Source organism: Embleya sp. AB8 (assembly GCF_049739465.1).
GTDB lineage: Bacteria > Actinomycetota > Actinomycetes > Streptomycetales > Streptomycetaceae > Embleya.
This window is the reverse complement of the sequence record NZ_JBMHHY010000010.1, coordinates 44,242-61,638: the sequence shown is the minus strand read 5'-3', so window position 1 is coordinate 61,638 and position 17,397 is coordinate 44,242. Positions and strand designations below refer to the sequence as shown.

Below are 17,397 nucleotides of genomic sequence, written 5' to 3'. Positions count from 1 at the left end.
CTTCTCAGGGTGTGAGGACGGCGCTGGTCGCGCCGTCGCCTCCGGAGCGGACCGGGTCCGCTCCGGTGGAATGGGGGCCGAACAGGTCGGCGTAGTGCCCGCCCAGGGCGATCAGGTCGGTGTGTCGGCCGCGTTCGACGATCCGGCCGGCGTCGAGGACGACGATCTCGTCGGCGTTCTCGATGGCCGACAGCCGGTGCGAGATGACCAGCCGGGTGATCTCCAGTCGGTTCAGTGCCACGTCGACGGCACGTTCGGTGGTCGGGTCGAGATGGCTGGTCGCCTCGTCCAGGATCAGCAACCGCGGGCGGTGTACCAGGGCGCGGGCGAGCGCGACCCGCTGCCGTTGTCCCGCCGACAGCGCGATGCCGCCTTCACCGACGTTCGTCTCGTAGCCCATCGGCATGCGCCGTACGTCCTCGTGTAGACCCGCGAGCACGGCCGCGTGCTCCACCTCGGCGCGGGTCGACTCGGGGCTGCCGAGGGCGATGTTGTCGGCGATGCTGCCGTCGAACAACGACAGATCCTGAAGCACGGCGCCACAGTTCGTGCGGAGCGCGCGCAGGTCCAGGCGCTCCAGCGGCACTCCGGAGAGCAGGATCGTGCCCTGGTCGGGCCGGAGCAGGCCGAGCATGAGCAGGGCGAGGGTGCTCTTGCCCGAGCCGGTGCGGCCGGCGACCCCGATCTTGCGTCCGGGCGGCAGCGTGAGCGAGATGTCGCCGAGGATGGGAGTGGCCTCGCGGTCGTAGCCGAAGGTGACCCCGGTCAGTTCGACGCCGATGGGGCTGCGACCGGGCAGTTGTTCGTCCCCGCTGTGTTCCGGCGCCGAGTCCAACACGTCGTACATGCGTTCCACCTGTGCCCTGACCAGTTGCAGGGACTGACCGGCGGTGGCGAGCGAGTTCAGCGGCTCCAGCACCGCGATGGCGACGGCGTTGGCCGCGAGCATGACCCCGACCTGCATCGCGCCGTCCAGGACCAGCCCGACGCCGACGGTCAGCAGGACCAGCGGCGAGATCACCCGAAGTGTGCCCAGTGCCGCGTCGACGGCGGCGGAGGTGCGCCCACGCCGAAGGCTCGCCTGCTGGTGCACCTCGAACAGCGCCTGCCAACGGCGCAGCGCACGGCCCTCGGCTCCGTTGGCCTTCACCGGCAGTACGGCGTCGAGGGTCTCGACCAGGTAGCCCTGTTCGCGGGACATTGCCGTCAACTCCCGTTGGGAGAGTCTGCCTTGGCGTCCGTAGGTGCCCATGATCACGACGAGTTGCAGGGTGCCCAGTCCGAGTGTGACCAGGACGTACTCGGGTGCCAGTACGGCCAGCCCGATCAGGTAGCAGCTGAGCATCGAGGCGTCGAGCGCCACCATGAGCAGTTGGCCGGTGAGCGCCTCGCGGGCGGTCGTCACGCTGGCCAGCCGCAGCAGCAGGTCGCCGCGCGAGCGGCGCAGGAAGAACGGCAGCGGCTGGCGCAGGAGATGTGTCATGAATCCGGGGGTGAGTACCGCGTTGGCCCTGGTGCGGAGGGTGACGACGACCCAGCCGCGGGTCAGCGCCGTGATCGCCTGGGCGAGCGCGACGACCGCGACTCCCGCGGCCAGCAGCGGCAGCAGGTCGGTCCGCCGATCCGGCAGCAGGGTGTCGACCACGTACGCGGTGGCCAACGGCAGGGCCAGTCCCACCCCCTGGAGCAGCGCCGAGGCCAGCAGGATCCCCGCCATCGGCCCTCGGGTGCCGGGCACCGCCAGTACGTCACGCATGTAGCGCAACATCGGCCAGTCGCGCGGTCGTCCCAGCCGGCGCACGAAGTCGGGCCGCGGGGTCGGGCGCAGGTAGATGCCGCTGTAGTCGGCGACGAACTCCTGGTGCGATATCCGGGTGCGGCCGTCGGCCGGGTCGGCGAGGTAGGCCCATTTCGCGGTGTACCGCTCCAGGACCACGAAGTGCCGTTTGCGCCAGAAGAGCATCAGCGGCCCCGGGGGCAGATCCACCGGGTCGGCTCGCTCGACGCGTGCGGACAGCCCGAGTTCTGCGGCCACGTCGATCAGCCTGCCGATCGAGAGGCCGTCTCGGCCTGCCTCCAGTAGCCGGCGGCCGTCGGCGGTGGTGGTGTGCCGGCCGAAGTATCCGGCGACCATGGCCAGGCAGGCGATGCCGCATTCGGTGTCGGTCAGTTGTTGGCGCAGCGGAACCCGCCGAGTCCAGCGCCGTAGCCTCGTGATCACCCAGGCGATCGCCGCCGGCACCCGGCCCGGCCGGTGGCGTCGAGGCGTGTTCTCCTTGGTGGGCGGTGTGTTCGGCGTGCTCACCCGGTGGTCCCGCGCTTCTCCTGCGGCGGCCGGAGCAGCAGGAGCGAAGGCACGCGCTCCGGGGTCGCCAGGCGCAACATCCCGTAGCCGATGCCGGCGAGGCCGGTCATCAGCGACGGGGTCTCGACGTGCTGCGGGGTGCCGCAGCGCGGGCCCTCCTCGATCGCCGCCGCCGCGAACCCGGTCGGCCCGGGGCCGTGGTGAAGTCCGTGCTCGCGTGCCAGCAGGAGGAGTTCGGCGTTGCCGAGGCTCCCGTGGCACAGGCAGTGCGAACCCGGGCGGGCACCGGCGCGCACGGTCGCCGACAGGGCGAGTCGCAGGTCCTCGCGCAGCGCGGGAGTGTCGCGCATGTCGTGAAGCCCCAGGACGTCCGCCCTGGCCAGGCCGATTCCCGGTGCGCCGTGGCACCAGCCGTACATGTGCGAGACCGGCGCGTCGGGGGCGCGTCGGTCGCGCCGGTAGTCGGGCCAGTTGTGCCACTGTGGCCGGTACTCGGCGCGTTCGTGGGCGAAGGCGGCGAGCGCGGCCTCCCGCATCGTGCCGTCGCCCGTCACCGCCGCCAGCTTGGCCAGGGCCCAGCCGATGCCCCCCGCGCCGTGCGAGAACCCGACCAACGCCTTGGCGTGCGCCTCGTGCGGCCAGGCGAGTCCCTCGGCCCGGGGTTCGGCGCGCTCCACGAGCCGGGCGCCGCACGCGAGGGCGATCTCCAGCGCCTGCGCCGAGCCGGTGTGCGCGTGTACGGCCAGCAGCGCCGCGATGGTGCCCGCGTCGCCGCCGAGTACGTCCGGCGAGTACGGTCCGCCCTCCCTCGACCGCTGCGCGATCAGCCGTACGACGTCGGCCACCGGCGGCATACGATCCTCGCCCGCACACGCACCGATGTGCATCAGTGCGTACGCCACACCGGGCAACCCCGCGAAGCCCGCCGCGCCGACGCCGGCCGCCGTCGGCTCCTCGAGTTGCCGGCGCACCCTCCACAACGACTCGATCGCGAGATCGACATGCCGCCGTTCGCCGGTGACCACGCCGAGCCTGGCCAGGAACAGTGCGATGCCGGCGGCGCCGGCATACAGACCTCCGTCCACCGGCGCCACCTGCCAGCCCACGTCTGTGCTGTGCCCGAGGCCCAGCCAGGAGACCCGCTCGCCGTCCCGGATCGCGGAGGCGGCCAACCGGTCGCCGATGCGCACGGCGGCTTCCAGGCACCTGTCCGCAGTCACCTCCGGAGTCGCGCGGGACGACTCGCGGGTGTCGGGCGTCGCGTCCGGGGTTGCCCGGTCCGCGGGCTCGAACCCACGAACGTTCCGCCGGCCGACGCCCCCCGGGTCCGTTCGCCCGTCGGGCTCGGCGTTCGGCCGGGTGGCCAGGGCTGCCCGGATCACCCACTCCTGCCGGGCGCGGTCGACCGGGCCGAATCCGGCCGGCTTGGCGCGGGCGCGTTCCAGCGGACTCTGCGCGAAGTAGTTCACGAGCCGCTCGCCCCGGCCGGTCCACAGGTCCCGCGAGTCCGGCCGACCGGCGAAGATCGGGACGTCGCCCTCCCACAGATCGGCCTGCTCGGCCGGCACGAGGCGGGTGAACTGCGGGTCCTGCGCCGACATCACCCACAGGAAGTCCTGGAACCGATCCCGGTCCAGTGCGTCCCGGAGTACGTCCGGATGGGTTCCCTCGTCCAACAGGGTCGCGTACACCTGGGTGGGCCGCATTATCGCCCGCACTTCCAGTCCGGCGAAGCGGGACAACCAACCGCTCTCGCCCAGCAGTTCGCCGCGACATCGATCGAGCACGTCGTATCCTGCGGCGAAGCCCTCGACCAACTGCTCGACGTAGCGGGTCGGTTCGGCCTGCTCTCCGTTCAGCGTCGGCCGATTGTCCGCGCCCTCGAAGACGGACCGGGTCCTGACCAGCCGCATCGTGTCGGTGCCCAGGTCCTCCCAGTTGGGCGCCGCGAACGGCAACGCGGCCCCCCGGTCCCCTCCGACGCCGCCCATGTCCAACTCGCCGATCTCACCCGACAGCACGATGGGCAACAACCCCACCCGCATCACCGAGGACATCAGCGCCTCGGACGCCGGATCGCCGTCGTCGGCTGCGAACAGCCGGTGCGGATGCAGCAGCCCCTCCAAGTCCAGGAGCACCGGTTGCGCACCGTGCGCGATGAGGTTCTCGTAGTGGAAGTCGGCACCCTCGACCGTATGCAACAGGGCCAGCAACGCCCCCAACCGCCGGTAGTAGTCCTCGACCTCGGCGGCCGAACGGCACTCGGCGGGCTCGACGAACTCGATCCACCCGTACCCGTCACGAGCCAAGGTCGCGGGAACCCACAGCCCCATCCCGCCGATCCGGTCGTCGAACCAGGCCAGCAACTCGGCGAACCCGGCGTGCACGCCCATCGGGCGCGGCTTGTAGACCAATCGTTCCCCACCGGCGAACCGCAGCACGGCCACCGCCCGCCCGCCCCCATGGGTGTCGCCACCGCCGAGCGCGATCGAAACGGGTATCCCCACGTCCCGCCCGGCAAACAGCGCGGACACGATCGCCTCCCGGTCGGCTCCCCACCGGCGGAACAACTCCGTCACAGCCACCACCGTCTGGTCCGTACGCCGCACCAACAGCCTTGCCAGCACCGGGTATTCGGAGAACAACGCCTCCCGACCGGCCCTGCCGGCCAGTTGCTCGACGAACGACCCGAAGCGCTCCTGCGGCGTGTCGCCGGCGAGCCTGCCGCCCACCCGCATCACATTGAGTTCCAGCACCAACGTCCGCAACGCGGCCACGACGAGCGACCGGCTCAACGCCTCGCCGATGTCGGCGGACAACTCGTCCGCGCTCCCTTCGGGCAACTCGGCGCGCAGCCGGTCGAGCGCGTCGGCCACGAAGGGACGCACGATGGACACGACCCCGTTACGCCAGCCGTCCGTGGCGCCCGACGCGGAGGGTTCTTCCCGGCCCAGCACACGTTCGAGGGCCCGCCACCATTCGGGTACCTGCCCCGCCCGGTGGGCGAGGTGCTCGGTGGGTTCGGCCAACAGCGCCAACAATCCGGCCTCGTCCCAGCCTTCGCCGAGTACCGCGAGCCGCGCCGGCAACCACCCCGGGTCCGCCCCTCGCCATCGGGCCAGCCGCCGGAGCGCCCGCTGCTCGGCCGCTCCGGCGCCTTTGCTCCCCAGCGCCGCGCGCTCGGCCAGGTTCAAAGCCCTCGCCCACGGCGGATCACCCAGCACAGGCAGCCCACGCGGTGTGTGGGACGAGACGGTGACATCCGGCAAGAGAGCCCCCAAGTGTCGGACATACGGGCACCACCCGATGCGATTTCCACGGGCGGCACGCGGACCGTTCGTATGGTGGCCGGAGCACGAAAGACGCTGATACCTGAGAAAGTTGGCTTCCGGGAACCGAAAGTTGCTACCGGGATTGTCGGCGCGGGATGTGGGCGGCGTCATTTCCCTTATCGGAACTTCTCGACGCCTTCGTCCGCCGGCCGTCCGGGAGGAATGACCATCGGATGTAACACGGCACGGTGCCCGGAGCGTTTCTCACCGGAGACACTGAACGGGAGGCGGCGTGTCGGGACCGATGAGCGCGGATTTCGAGGAGTTCGCGCAGGTACGCGGTGGGCAGTTGCTGCGCACCGCGTATCTGCTGACCGGTGACTGGCACCTTGCCGAGGACCTGGTGCAGGAGACGTTCGCCAAGCTGTATCGCAAATGGCGCCGGGTGCGGACGATGAAGTCGCCCGTCGCGTACGCGCACACGACGCTGGTGCGCACGTTCCTGTCCATGCAGCGCCTCAAGCGGTCGTCGGAGTACCCGAGCGAGTACGTGCCCGACACGGCGGCCCGGGAGCGCGGCGACATCGAACTGCGGCTCACCCTGATGACCGGTCTTGCCGGCATGTCGCCGTCGGACCGCGCCGTGCTCGTGCTGCGCTACTGGGAAGACCGTTCGGTGGAGGAGACCGCGGAGATACTGCGGATCTCGCCGGGTGCGGTGCGCGTGCGCGCGAAGCGGGCCCTGGCGCGACTGCGCACCACGCTGGGCAGCGGCCTGCACACCCTGGCGGGCGCACGATGACCCGGCGGGCGACGCGATATCCGCGCGCCTTCGGTGTCCCCGGCAAGCCCCGCAACCCCGGCGAGCACGTCCGTCCCCGCGATCCGCGATGCCCCGACCATGGATGGAAGGAGCCGAGCGCCGTGCCTGCCGACCACGGACCGGCCGGGTCCGACGAGTTCCCGTACGCGACCGAGCCCGACGAGTTCGACCGTCTCGAACAAGACATGCGATACGCCCTGCGCGAGGCGGTCGGTGAGTACCGCGGCCTGAATCCCGACCTGGTGCGGCGCGGTGTCGCGCGGGCCCGGAGCCGGCGCCGCGCGGTGGCGGTGCGGTCGGTGGGCGCGGCCGCGATGGTGGCGCTGATCATCGCGGGGGCCGTGGCGGTCGGGGGGCGGTCGCCGGGTGCGGATGCCGGTCCGGCCGCGGGCCCGGCTCCGGCTGTGGGCCCGACGGTTGCCACCCCGGCCGCGCAGAGCGGCCCCGACCTGCCGGCGATCCTGCGTGCGGTGGCCCCCGAGGGCGGCCGGTTGGAGAACGTCAAGGCGTATTTCGACCCACACACGGACCCGTTCGTGGAGACCGGGGCCGGCATCAACGCGATGTACGTCACCGCGGCGGGCTCGTCGCGGCTGGAGGTCAAGCTCAGTCGCCCGGCGCCGGGCACCCGCTCGGAGCGGGAGCTGGGAGCGTTCTGCCCGGAACCGGATCCTGTGTCCAAGGGCACGTGCAGCCGACGTGTACTGCCGGATGGCAGTGTGCTGACGAGTGCCGCCTACCGAAACATGGTCGCCGGGAGGCAGGACAACATGCGTACCGTCGTCACGCGTGTCGACGGCGTCCAGGTCCGGATCGAGGTCAACCGCGACGGGGCCGCCCTCGGATCCGCGCCGATGCTCGACGCGGACCAACTCGCGGTCATGGCGGGCAGCCCGCGGTGGGATTCGGTGGCCGCCGTGCTGCCCGCCCCGGAACGGCAGTTGACGGCGATGATGCCCGCGCTCCTGCCGCCGGGGTACCACCTCGAATCCCGGGACGGTTACGGCCCCGACGCGTGGTTCGTCCTGGCGAACGACAGGGGGGCGACCACGTTGAGTGCCATGGTGGTCTCCCACTCCGCCGACTCCGACAGCCAGTGGTTTCAATGCCCGGACGGCAGCGCCCCCGGCGCCTGCACGTCGCTGACGCTCCCTGACGGCACCCGCGCCCGGATCGAGCACAACCGGGACATCGGCAACGGCGTCACCGCTCCGCTGACCCTCACGTTCGCGACCAGGCGCGGGTTGGCGATCCGGCTGCAGACCGAGCCGAACAGCCCGTGGAGCCCCACCCGCGACGATCCCGCCGCGCGGCTCGACGAGGCACAGCTCGAAGCCATCGCACAGGCGCCCTTCCTGCACTAACGACACGCCGAACCAGCGGCACACCGACCCGACTCCCGCCCACGGCGGGAATGGCCCCGCGCGGGGCTGCCCCGCCGTGAGCCGATGACGCGCGCCTCGCGCCGGCAGGCCCCGAGATGCCGCACCACCAAGACACCAAGACACCAAGACACGAGGAGACTTCGTGACGACCGCCACGGCGACACCCGCCCGGCAAGCGGAACCAACAGTTCCGGAAGTCCCTTCCCGGCGTGATGTCCGGCTGTGGAACACCGCCGTCGTGGCACTGCCCGTCCTCGCCCTGGCGATACTCGGGTGGCGGCATCGGGCGCTCACCGACGACGGCACGATCTTCCTGCGCACCGTCCGGCAGATCCTCGCCGGGCACGGCCCGAACGTGAACATGAGCGAGCGGGTCGAAGCCAATACCAGCACGCTGTGGCAGTGGATCCTGGTCGTGCTCGGCGCGGTGACCCCGGGGGACCTCGGGTTCACCGCGGTGTCGGCCGGGATTGTGCTGACCGTGGCTGGCCTGTTCGTCGCGCTCGATGCCACCCGCAGGCTGCACACCGCCGCGGGCCTGCGGCGGCTGCTCCCGGCCGGGGTCCTGGTACCACTCGCGATCCCGGTGTTCTGGGACTTCGCGGGCTCCGGACTGGACACCGGGCTCGGCACGTTCTGGATCGCCGGGTGCTGGTGGCTGCTGGTCCGCGCGCACCGCTCCCGGGCGGCACGCGGCCGGGTGTGGCACGCGGTCTGGGCGGGGCTGGGCTTCCTGGTCCGGCCGGACTTCGCGATCGTGACGGTCGCCTTCCTGGCCGGACTGTGGTGCGTGCAGCGCCCGGGCCGGTGGCCGGCCCTCGGGCATCTCGCGGCGGCCGCCGCGCTGCCCACGGCGTACGAGGTGTTCCGGGCCGGCTACTACGGCATGCTCGTCCCGATGCCGGGGCTCACCAAGGAGCCCGGCGACAGCGACCCCGGTCGGGGGTTCCGCTACGCTGCGGACTTCGCCGGGCCGGTGTGGCTCTACGTCCCCGCGGCACTGCTCGCCGCCCTGGCCGCGCTGTGGCTGCTGCGCGCCCGTCCGGCGCCGGCCCGGCTGGTCGTGCCGCTCGTCCCGGTCGTGGCCGCCTCGATCCATGCCGCGTACGTGGTGCGCATCGGCGGCGACTACATGCACGGCCGGATGATGCTCCCGGCCCTGTTCCTCGCGCTGCTGCCCGTGCTGCTGGTCCCCGCCCGGGCCGCGACCGTCGCGGTCGCCGCAGCAACCGCGGTGTGGGCCACGGCGGTTGCCGGGCCGTGGCATCCGGGCGCCTACCACGGAAACGACGCGTCCGTGTCGATCCGGGTCCGGGACAGCGACATCACGATCACCGGCTCGGCGAACCCCGACCACGTCGCCAAGTGGACCATCGCGTTCCCGAACCTGCGCGACGCCGTCGCGGCGGGCCTGGCCGCCGACCGCCCGGTCCTGGTCCGGCTCGCTCCCGACGGCAGCGTGGAGCGCCTCCTGCCGCTGGGCCCGGGACACGGCCCGAGTCGGGTCTCCGTACCGGGCGGATTCCTCGGCGTCACCGGCGAACTGGTGCCCCTCGACCAGTACATCGTGGAGATCTGGGGCCTGGCCAACACCGTTGGCGCCCACCTGGAGTACACCCCCGACGCGCACCGCAAATGGCCCGGGCACCGCAAGCTCATGGACGACGTATGGCTGCTCGCCCTGGAACTGGACCCCGCGGTCACCGACGTCCCGGGCATCCCCGCGGTGACACCGGCCTCCCTCGCCGCCGCCCGCCACGCCCTCGGCTGCGGCGATCTCCGCGAACTGCTCGACTCCATCCGCGAACCGCTCACCGTGTCCCGCTTCTTCCGCAACATGACCGGCGCCTACGACCGCACCACCCTGCGCATCCCCCGCGACCCGTTCGCCGCCGAGGCGAAGTTCTGCCGGACCGGCTGACCGCGCCGACCCGGGAAGACCCCCGCCCGCACTGCGCCTCGGGGGTCATTCGGCGAGCGTCGGGGCGGCGTGGGACCAGCGGTGTTCGTCGAGTTCGCGGGCGATGAAGCGGGCGAGGTCGGTGCGCGTCACCTTCCGGCCGCCCTTGGGGTTGCTCGCGTCCAGGACGCGGTAGTTGCCGGTCGGGGGTTCGTCCTGCAACCGGGCCGGGCGGACGAAGGTCCAGTCGACGGCGCTTCGGCGGACGATCGTTTCCATCAACCGCATGTCGTCGTACAACTCCCGAACCAGGGGTGTGACGAGATTGCGGTACCACCAGGGGAAGTTGGGGTCACGGTGGTGGACTCCGCCCGAGGTGACAGCGATCAGCCGGGGTACGCCGGCGCCTTCCATCGAGGACACCAGGGCCCGCGCCGCGTCGGAGTAGAGCCGGTGTGCGTGCCGCCCCGGCGGGCCGATCGCGGAGACCACGACGTCGTGGCCCTCGACGGCGGAGCGTACGTCGGCGGCGTCGCGCACGTCGGCCCGCACGACGTTCGACTTCCCCGTGCCGGGCGCGTCCTCCGGGGTCGGGGGCTGCCACCGGGCCGGCTCGCGCACCGCGGCGGTGACGTCGTGGCCCAGGCGTAGGGCTTCCCGGACGACGAGGTGTCCGGTGCGGCCGTTGGCTCCGAAGACGATGACGTTGCTCATGATGGGTGTCCTCACGTGGTCGACGGATTGATGCGGGTCACTCGTCGGGGGCTCGGGTGACTCGGGTGACTTGGGGACGGGGGGACTCGGGGACTCGGGGACTCGGGTGACTTGGGTGCTCGGGTGCACAGGTACACAGGTGCACAAGGACGACCGGAGTACCGGCTGATCCGGGACGGCTCGGGGCGCGGCCGGGTCGGTCTTTCGGCTACGCGGCGCGGGCACGGGGCAGCAGGAGCACGAGGGCTGCGCCGATCAGGCAGGTCGTGGTGACCACGAGTGCGCCGATGACCAGGCCGTCCGCTCCCGGGTCGGGGGCGCCGGGGTCGTGGGCGGCGAAGTACACGGTGCCGAGCACCGCGACGCCCAGGGCCGTGGAGAGTTGTTGGAGTGCGTTGAGTGTGCCCGACGCGCTGCCCGTCTCGGCGGGTTCGGCCGCCGCCAGGATCGACTGGACCAGAGTGCCGGACACCAGTCCCACGCCCAGGCCCACCACCAGGGTGGGTATCGACAGCGCCCAGGCCGGAGTTCCCGACGCGGCCACCGCGGCCAGGCCGAGCGTGCCGAGGGCCTCGACCCCCAGCCCCAGGTGCAGGAGCGAACGGCCGAGCCGGACGGCCGCCGCCGGGGCGACGAGTGAGGCGAGCCCGATGCCCACCGCGAGCGGCGACAGGGAGAGCGCGGTCTCCCACGCGGACCGGCCGAGATCGAGTTGGAGGTGGAGGGAGAGGACGAGCAGCAGTCCGCCGAGGCCGGTGAAGAACGCGGCGGTGACCGCGAGGCCGCCGACGAACGCGGGTTTGCGCAGCAGGCTCGGCACCAGGACCGGCGAGCAGCTGGTGCGTTGACGTCGGCCGAACGCGGCGAAGGCCGCGATGCCGGCGACGATCTCCGCGAACGTCCACCACGGCCAACCCGCTTCCCGGCCCTGGATCAGCGGGTGGACGACGAGCGCGGACCCCATGGCGACCAGGAGGGCACCCGGCGGGTCGATTCGCACGCGCGGGTCCCCCGGGTCGGCCGGCATCCACCGCAACGCCCCGACCACGGTCAGTACGCCGAGCGGAAGGTTGATCAGGAAGATCAGCCGCCAGTCGAGTCCGGCCGGGTCGAGCGCGATGAGGCCGCCGGCGAGGACGGGGCCGCCGACGCCGGCGAGCGCCATCACCGGTCCGAACGTCGCGAACGCGCGGCCTCGTTCGCGTTCGTCGAACACCGCGCTCAGGACGCCGAACCCCTGCGGGATCATCAACGCGCCGAGCGCACCCTGCACCACCCGAGCCGCGACCAGCACGGTCGGCGAAGGCGCCGCCGCACACACCGCGGAGGCCGCCGTGAACCCGGCGGCGCCCAGGACGAACAGCCGCCGCCGACCCCAGCGATCACCCAGCCGGCCGCCGACGATCAGTAGGACGCCGAAGGCGAGCGTGTACCCGGCGGTGAGCCACTGCATGAGCGCCGCGCCGCCGCCCAGCCCGGCGCGGACCGACGGGGCGGCCACGTTCATCACGGTCGCGTCCAACAGATCCAAGGCCTGGGCGAGCAGTACCACCGTCAGGATCCGCCACCGATGCAGATGGGCCGGGGGCGGTGCCGCACGGGCGGCCGAGGTCGAGGCGGGAACGGTCACGAGAGGTCTTCCCATCAGTCTTAACAAACACTGTTCGTCAAGCAGAATGTCTTAACGAACAGCATTCGTCAAGGTAGGCTTGCCCCATGTCGCAAGCCCGCTCGCGCTCCCGTCCCTCGAAACCCATGCTCGGCCTGGACGCCGTTCTGGCCGCCACCATGGCGCTGGTCGACGAGTTGGGCTGCGAAGCGGTGAGCCTGCGGCGCGTCGCCCAGGCCCTCGAGACCGGTCCCGCCTCGCTCTACGTCTACGTCCGCGATCGGCAGGAGTTGATGGCGCTCGTCCTCGACCACGCGGTGGCCGACGTGATCGTGCCCGACGAGGGCGCCGGAGACTGGCGTACCCGCCTCGAACTGCTCGTCGGGCGCATCGTCGCCGCCCTGGCCGACCACCACGACATCGCCTCCGTCGGCCTGCGGGACGCCCTCCCCGGCCCGCACGGCCTGCGCCTGACCGAGGAGGCGGCGCGCCTGCTCCGGACCGGCGGACTCGACGACGACGCCTGCTCCTGGGCCATCGACCTGCTCGGCCAGTACATCTACTCGACCGCTCTCGAGTACTCGACCGCTCTCGAGAACGCCGGCGCCGCACCGCCCCGGCGGGCCCCCACACCACCCTCGTCCGGCGCCGACCCGGCCGAGCCCGAGACGTTCACCGCCCGACTCGACGCCACCTTCCGGGCGTTGCCCGCCGAGCAGTACCCCACCCTGCGAGCCTTGGCGCCGAGGCTCACCGGCGGCGACCAGAACGCCAGGGCCGCATGGAAACTTCGGGTGATCATCGACGGCCTCCTCGCCCAACCCCCTCACCGGCCCACATCCCACCGGGAGGACACCACCACCCCCACGCCCAGCTCCCCATGACGAAGCCCCACCACCCGAGGCCGAGGGTGGTGGGGCTTCGTCGTATCCGAGTGGCCGGCGGTCCGGCGCACATGGTGCTCAGTCGCCGGTCGTGCCGCCGGGCGGCAGGGTGACGATGTCTTCGACGTGGATCATCGCGAGACGGTCGGGCCGGACTGGCTGCCGTTGTTGGTCGGGTACAGGTGCGCATACGACAGGTTGCACGAGAACTTGGCCGACGAATTGTTCCACCAGGACTCGGTCGCGTCGTTCCAGTTCCAGCTGAAGGTGTGGCCGCAGGTGTCCCCGGCGGTGAGCCAGAACCGCTCGTCGGTGTTGCCCACGTTGACGTGCCACCCGACGGTCGAGCCGTTCGCGTAGACCTGATACCAGGCGCCTGCGTTGCTGGTGGCGCTGTCGGAGCCGCTGTCGGAGGCGGACGCGGTGCCGGCGGTTGCGACGCTGCCGAACATCGCCGTGGTGGCGACGGCCAGGGCGACGAGGGTCTTCCTGATGCGCATGTTGTTCTCCCTTGGTGGATGAGCGTCCCGCCGAACCCCTGCCGACCTGCGGACACACGCGTAGGCGTCCCGTGCCGGTACGTTGACCATAGGCGTCGGCCCGCTTCGGAGCACGGATTCCACGCAAGTCCGTACAGCACCCCCCTTCCACCGTCGGCACGGTCCCGGCCCAGGCTTGCGCACCACCCGCCGAGGTCGCCCGGAGTGGCAGCGGATGCCGACCGCTCCCGGCCGTACCATCTGTTCGGTCGAGTCAGCGTGCGCAGAACTTGCGCTCGGCGTTCTTCGGGTCGGGTGGGATCGTGAGCGCGGCGCGGTCGAAGGATCCGGTGAGATTGTGCAGGAAGCGGCCGGCGGTCATGGGTTCGGTGGTCGAGCGGAGGAGTTCTTTCAGGTCGCCGCAATCCAGGGCCGCTCGGGCGGCGCGAACGTCCTCGGCGGAGGCCATGTTCGGTGGAATCAGCGACCAGGCGGCCGGGTCGACGTAGAGGGCGATGTTCCAGGCGAGCGGGAGCAGTTTCTCGTGGCCCGCGGCAGCGTGTTCGGTCCGTTCGATGTGCGCGCCCACCGTGTTGCTCAGGCCCCATACGTCGACCACGATCCCGTTCAACGGCGTGACCACACCACCGACTCCGAGTCGACCCATGATCATGCCCTCCTTCGCCGGGAGGTCGCGGCGCAGCGGCAGGGGTGGCAGTGCGGCGGAGTCGGCCAGGTAGTTGCCGTCGATCACGAGCATGCGCCGGCCGTCGGCGTCCATGCGGAACAGTTCCGCGCGCAGTCCGGGCAGTGTTTCGCTGTGTGCTCGTGACGTGGTGGGATTGCCGGTCTTGGTCCAATTCACGTACACCATACGTTCGTTCCAGGTCTGGTTGACGCCCGCCCGGTATCCGGGTGTGGTCACCAGGCCGGAGCGGAGCGAGAGTCCGCACCATGTCGCCCAGATCGGTACCAGCACCAGCAGGGCCGCCACGCGCCGGTCGAGGGGTACGAGCAGGACCGGGAGCAGGGCCGGCAGCAGCACCGGCAACCACATCCGGCCGTGCATGAAGTCGCCGCCGACGCGCAGCACATACACGCTCTGTGCCAGCGCCGCGACGGCCGGCGCCGCGCCCAGGATCCAGGTGCGTCGATCGTGTGGGCCGCGGCCGGCCAGTAGCGCCGTGACGATCAGCGCGAGCAACACGGCCGGGATCCACAGTCGGTAGGGTTCGGCGAAGTCGACGAGGTAGTCGACGCCGCGGCCCCAGAGCTGCCGGGTCGCGCTCTTGGTGACGGCGGGCATGGGGTACGGCAGGCCGTAGTAGCCCATCCGGAAGATCTGGTATACGACCGGCAGTGCGCCGGCGCCCAGGAACAGCGCGAGCGTCTGCCGGCGCGGCGGCCGGGTCGCGATCGTCATGGCGATCAGGAAGACGAGCGCGGTCGCGGTCAGTTCCGGACGGATCAGCGGACCGAGCCCGAACACCACCGCGATGCCCAGGCGCCGCGCGGTGGTGGGAGTGTCGGGCCCGCAGGTGACGAGCAACCGCCAGGACAGCCCGATCCAGCCGACCAGCAGTCCGGTCTCCAGCCCCGATGTGGCGAAGTCCCAGACCGGGGGCAGCGCGACGAACACCAGTGCGCCGGCCGGGACCAGGAACCGGCCGGTGACGGCGCGCAGGAAGTGGCGGGTGCCGGACAGGGCCAGCCAGGTACCGGCGACCGAGAGGATGAGACCGGCGTACACGGCGGTCCGGGCCGGATCCCCCGGGGTGAGGGCGTCCAGGAGGACCAGCAGCCACTGCCACAGCGTGCCGGTCGAGGTTTCCACACGTTCGCCGGGGCTGTAGACGGGACCGTTGCCCGCCAGGATCTCCCGGGCCGCTCGTACGTAGATCAGGCCGTCGTCGGTGATCCATCGGCGGTGCCAGCCCATGACGGCGAGGACGAGTGGCGGCAGGGCGATGGCGAGGTGGTCCAAGGTCCGAGCCCGGGTCCAACCCCGGGTCCGAGTCCGGGTCCGGCCGGTGGCGGGGGCCGACGCGAGCTCGTGCGCGGAATCGGCCGGCACGGTGTCGGATGCGCGGTTGGGCGGGGTGGCGCGCGTCATGTCTTCCTTGCGTTCGGTGCGGTGGGTGGGTGCGCGGCGGATCGGTGTCGCGCCGGACGAAGGCGTCGGCGAAGGCGTCGGCGACGCCGGTCACGATCGCCGCTCACGATCGCCACTTCGAAAGTGGTCGAAGGTGGGGCGATACCGATGACTGCCGATCGGAAGTGGTCGAAGGTGCCGGTGGTCGAAGGTGCCGGTGGTCGCGGTCACGACCGCCGGGCCGGAGCGGCCCCGGAGGTGGACGAGGGGGCGATCGTGCTGGTGGGATCGCCGGGCATGTTGTCGACGATGGCGCGTTCGACCACGGTCGATTGCCACATCACCGTCCCGATCGGGTGATTCTCGTCGGGTGCCACGAGCACGCCTCGGGAGCCGAGGAAGGTCCGGGCGCCGCGATCGAAGATCAGCTCGACACGCAGGCGGCCGGTCGGGTCGATCCGGGTCAGCGCGATGCCGCGCCTGCCGCGTCCGTCGACGACGTCCGTGCGGGCCGACACGCCCGGCATCCGGGCCACGACCTCGTACAGCGCCTCGGTCACTCCCGGCGGCAGCACGCCGAGGTTGAGGATTTCCCCGATGTCCTTGAGGAGCAGCCGGTCGGATTCGAGACTGCTCTCGGGCGGCTGGGAGTTCCGCCGACGAATCGCCGCCGACATCGCGTCCGGGTCGGTGGGCAGCGCGGCCAACTCCGCGTAGTTCCATGCCATCGGTGGATCGTTGAGTACCAACCCGGTCACCGGGGCCCCGACTTCGTCGAGGAACCACCGGCGGCCGTCCTGGGAGAACCACTCCTTGCGGGAATGTGCCGCCATCTCGGCCGGAGCCCCGTCGGCCTCGCCCCACGAGGACAATTCGAGTTCGACGTAGAGGCATTGCCCGGGTCGCGGAACCATCGGTGCGGCGGTCGCGTCGATCGCCACGCCCGAGGCGTGCGCGGGTCGCGAGGGCGTGAGGTTCGGCGCCGCGACCAGGACCACGGCCACCACGGCGCCGACCGCGATCATCGCGCCGATCGGCGCCAGGAAACCGGAGGGACGTCGCCGGGATCGGGCGCTGGGCTCGGCGCCGGCGGTGATCTCGCGCATCAGGTGTTCCTCGAGCAGCCGTTGCCGGGCGGCGGACGGGTGGGCGTCCTGGGCCAGGGCACGTTCGGTCGGGTCGCAGCCGGGTCGGGCGCGGTCGGGCGAGGAGGGCGCGGTCGGGTCGTGCTTCATCGGGTCGGCTCCGGGAAGATCGTCGAAACGGGGGTGGTGACCGGGGCCGACGCGACGCGCGGCTGGAACGGGCTTCGCATGGAGCGCAGTTCCTCGTCCGCCAGCGCGCGCAACCGGACCCGGGCCCGGGACAGGCGCGAGCGTACGGTTCCCACCGGCAGGCCCAGCGCCTGCGCGGCCTCGGCGTAGGTCAGCTCCGAGCACACGCACAACATGAAGACCTCGCGGTCGGTGCGCCGCAGTCGGCGCAGCGCGGCCCGGGCCGCGGCCAGGCGTTCGCTCTCGTCGATGCGGGTGACGACCTCGTCGGCGATGTCGGGCACGAGGGTGCGCCCGGGAGATCTGGCCATCGCGTGTCGATGTCTGCGGGCGGCCCGGTGCCGATTGCGCAGCACGTTGATCGCGATGCCCATCAGCCAGGGCAGCGGTGTCTCGCTCTCGTCGCGCAGCCGCTCGCGCAGCCGCCATGCCTCGAGGAAGGTCAGCGAGACGACATCCTCGGCGGCGGCCCAGTCGCCGGTGCTGCGGTAGGCGTGCGCGTAGACGATCCGATGGTGGGCCTGGTAGAGCTCGCGAAAGGCGGCCGGGTCGCCGGCGCGGATCGCCGCGTGCGTCGAGTGGTTCACATGTCAGGTTGTCCGCAGGCGGGGTCGGGTTCCTGTGATCCGGGTCACCATACTGCACCCCGAAACCTGCCCG

Annotated in this window: 12 protein-coding genes; 4 read left to right on the top strand and 8 right to left on the bottom strand. The window is 71.7% G+C overall.

Annotated features, from left to right (window positions below; all coding sequences use genetic code 11):
• Nucleotides 1-4: 4 nt before the first annotated feature.
• The gene (locus ABIA38_RS16000) at nucleotides 5-2,305 is read right to left on the bottom strand and encodes a peptidase domain-containing ABC transporter (protein WP_424639307.1); all 2,301 of its coding nucleotides are present in this window, start codon (nucleotides 2,303-2,305) and stop codon (nucleotides 5-7) included.
• Nucleotides 2,302-5,499 carry a type 2 lanthipeptide synthetase LanM family protein gene (locus ABIA38_RS15995; protein ID WP_424639306.1) on the bottom strand — a complete coding sequence of 1,066 codons (3,198 nt, stop codon included), beginning with the start codon at nucleotides 5,497-5,499 and terminating at the stop codon, nucleotides 2,302-2,304. Before ABIA38_RS15995 ends, ABIA38_RS16000 begins: the two co-directional genes overlap by 4 nt.
• Nucleotides 5,500-5,869: 370 nt before the next feature.
• On the opposite strand from ABIA38_RS15995, the gene ABIA38_RS15990 reads away from it, so the two are divergent.
• From ABIA38_RS15990 to ABIA38_RS15980, 3 genes are all read left to right on the top strand, one after another.
• Complete coding sequence (locus ABIA38_RS15990; RefSeq protein ID WP_424639305.1) at nucleotides 5,870-6,379, top strand: SigE family RNA polymerase sigma factor; 510 nt, start codon at nucleotides 5,870-5,872, stop codon at nucleotides 6,377-6,379.
• A 122-nt stretch (nucleotides 6,380-6,501) separates the two neighbouring features.
• Entirely contained in the window at nucleotides 6,502-7,764 is a 1,263-nt protein-coding gene (locus tag ABIA38_RS15985) for a hypothetical protein (protein WP_424639304.1), read from the top strand.
• A gap of 259 nt (nucleotides 7,765-8,023) precedes the next feature.
• Nucleotides 8,024-9,706: a hypothetical protein gene (locus ABIA38_RS15980; protein WP_424639303.1), complete on the top strand. Its 1,683-nt coding sequence runs from the start codon at nucleotides 8,024-8,026 to the stop codon at nucleotides 9,704-9,706.
• Nucleotides 9,707-9,751: 45 nt separating this feature from the next.
• Here the strand turns inward: ABIA38_RS15980 and ABIA38_RS15975 are convergent, their stop codons facing one another.
• Nucleotides 9,752-10,399 (bottom strand): NAD(P)-dependent oxidoreductase, encoded by a 648-nt coding sequence (locus ABIA38_RS15975; RefSeq protein ID WP_424639302.1) that lies wholly within the window; start codon nucleotides 10,397-10,399, stop codon nucleotides 9,752-9,754.
• Between the two features lie 208 nt (nucleotides 10,400-10,607).
• Complete coding sequence (locus ABIA38_RS15970; RefSeq protein ID WP_424639301.1) at nucleotides 10,608-12,029, bottom strand: MFS transporter; 1,422 nt, start codon at nucleotides 12,027-12,029, stop codon at nucleotides 10,608-10,610.
• Nucleotides 12,030-12,115: 86 nt separating this feature from the next.
• On the opposite strand from ABIA38_RS15970, the gene ABIA38_RS15965 reads away from it, so the two are divergent.
• Nucleotides 12,116-12,892 (top strand): TetR/AcrR family transcriptional regulator, encoded by a 777-nt coding sequence (locus ABIA38_RS15965; protein WP_424639300.1) that lies wholly within the window; start codon nucleotides 12,116-12,118, stop codon nucleotides 12,890-12,892.
• Between the two features lie 131 nt (nucleotides 12,893-13,023).
• On the opposite strand, the gene ABIA38_RS15960 is transcribed toward ABIA38_RS15965, so the two are convergent.
• The 4 genes from ABIA38_RS15960 to ABIA38_RS15945 form a co-directional block, all read right to left on the bottom strand.
• Nucleotides 13,024-13,392 (bottom strand): hypothetical protein, encoded by a 369-nt coding sequence (locus ABIA38_RS15960; protein WP_424639299.1) that lies wholly within the window; start codon nucleotides 13,390-13,392, stop codon nucleotides 13,024-13,026.
• A gap of 253 nt (nucleotides 13,393-13,645) precedes the next feature.
• Entirely contained in the window at nucleotides 13,646-15,484 is a 1,839-nt protein-coding gene (locus tag ABIA38_RS15955; RefSeq protein WP_424639298.1) for a hypothetical protein, read from the bottom strand.
• A 206-nt stretch (nucleotides 15,485-15,690) separates the two neighbouring features.
• Complete coding sequence (locus tag ABIA38_RS15950) at nucleotides 15,691-16,698, bottom strand: CU044_5270 family protein (protein WP_424639297.1); 1,008 nt, start codon at nucleotides 16,696-16,698, stop codon at nucleotides 15,691-15,693.
• A complete protein-coding gene (locus tag ABIA38_RS15945) occupies nucleotides 16,695-17,324 on the bottom strand; it encodes an RNA polymerase sigma factor (protein ID WP_424639296.1) in 630 nt (209 codons plus the stop codon). The genes ABIA38_RS15950 and ABIA38_RS15945 overlap by 4 nt, the downstream gene beginning before the upstream one ends.
• Between the last annotated feature and the right edge of the window lie 73 nt (nucleotides 17,325-17,397).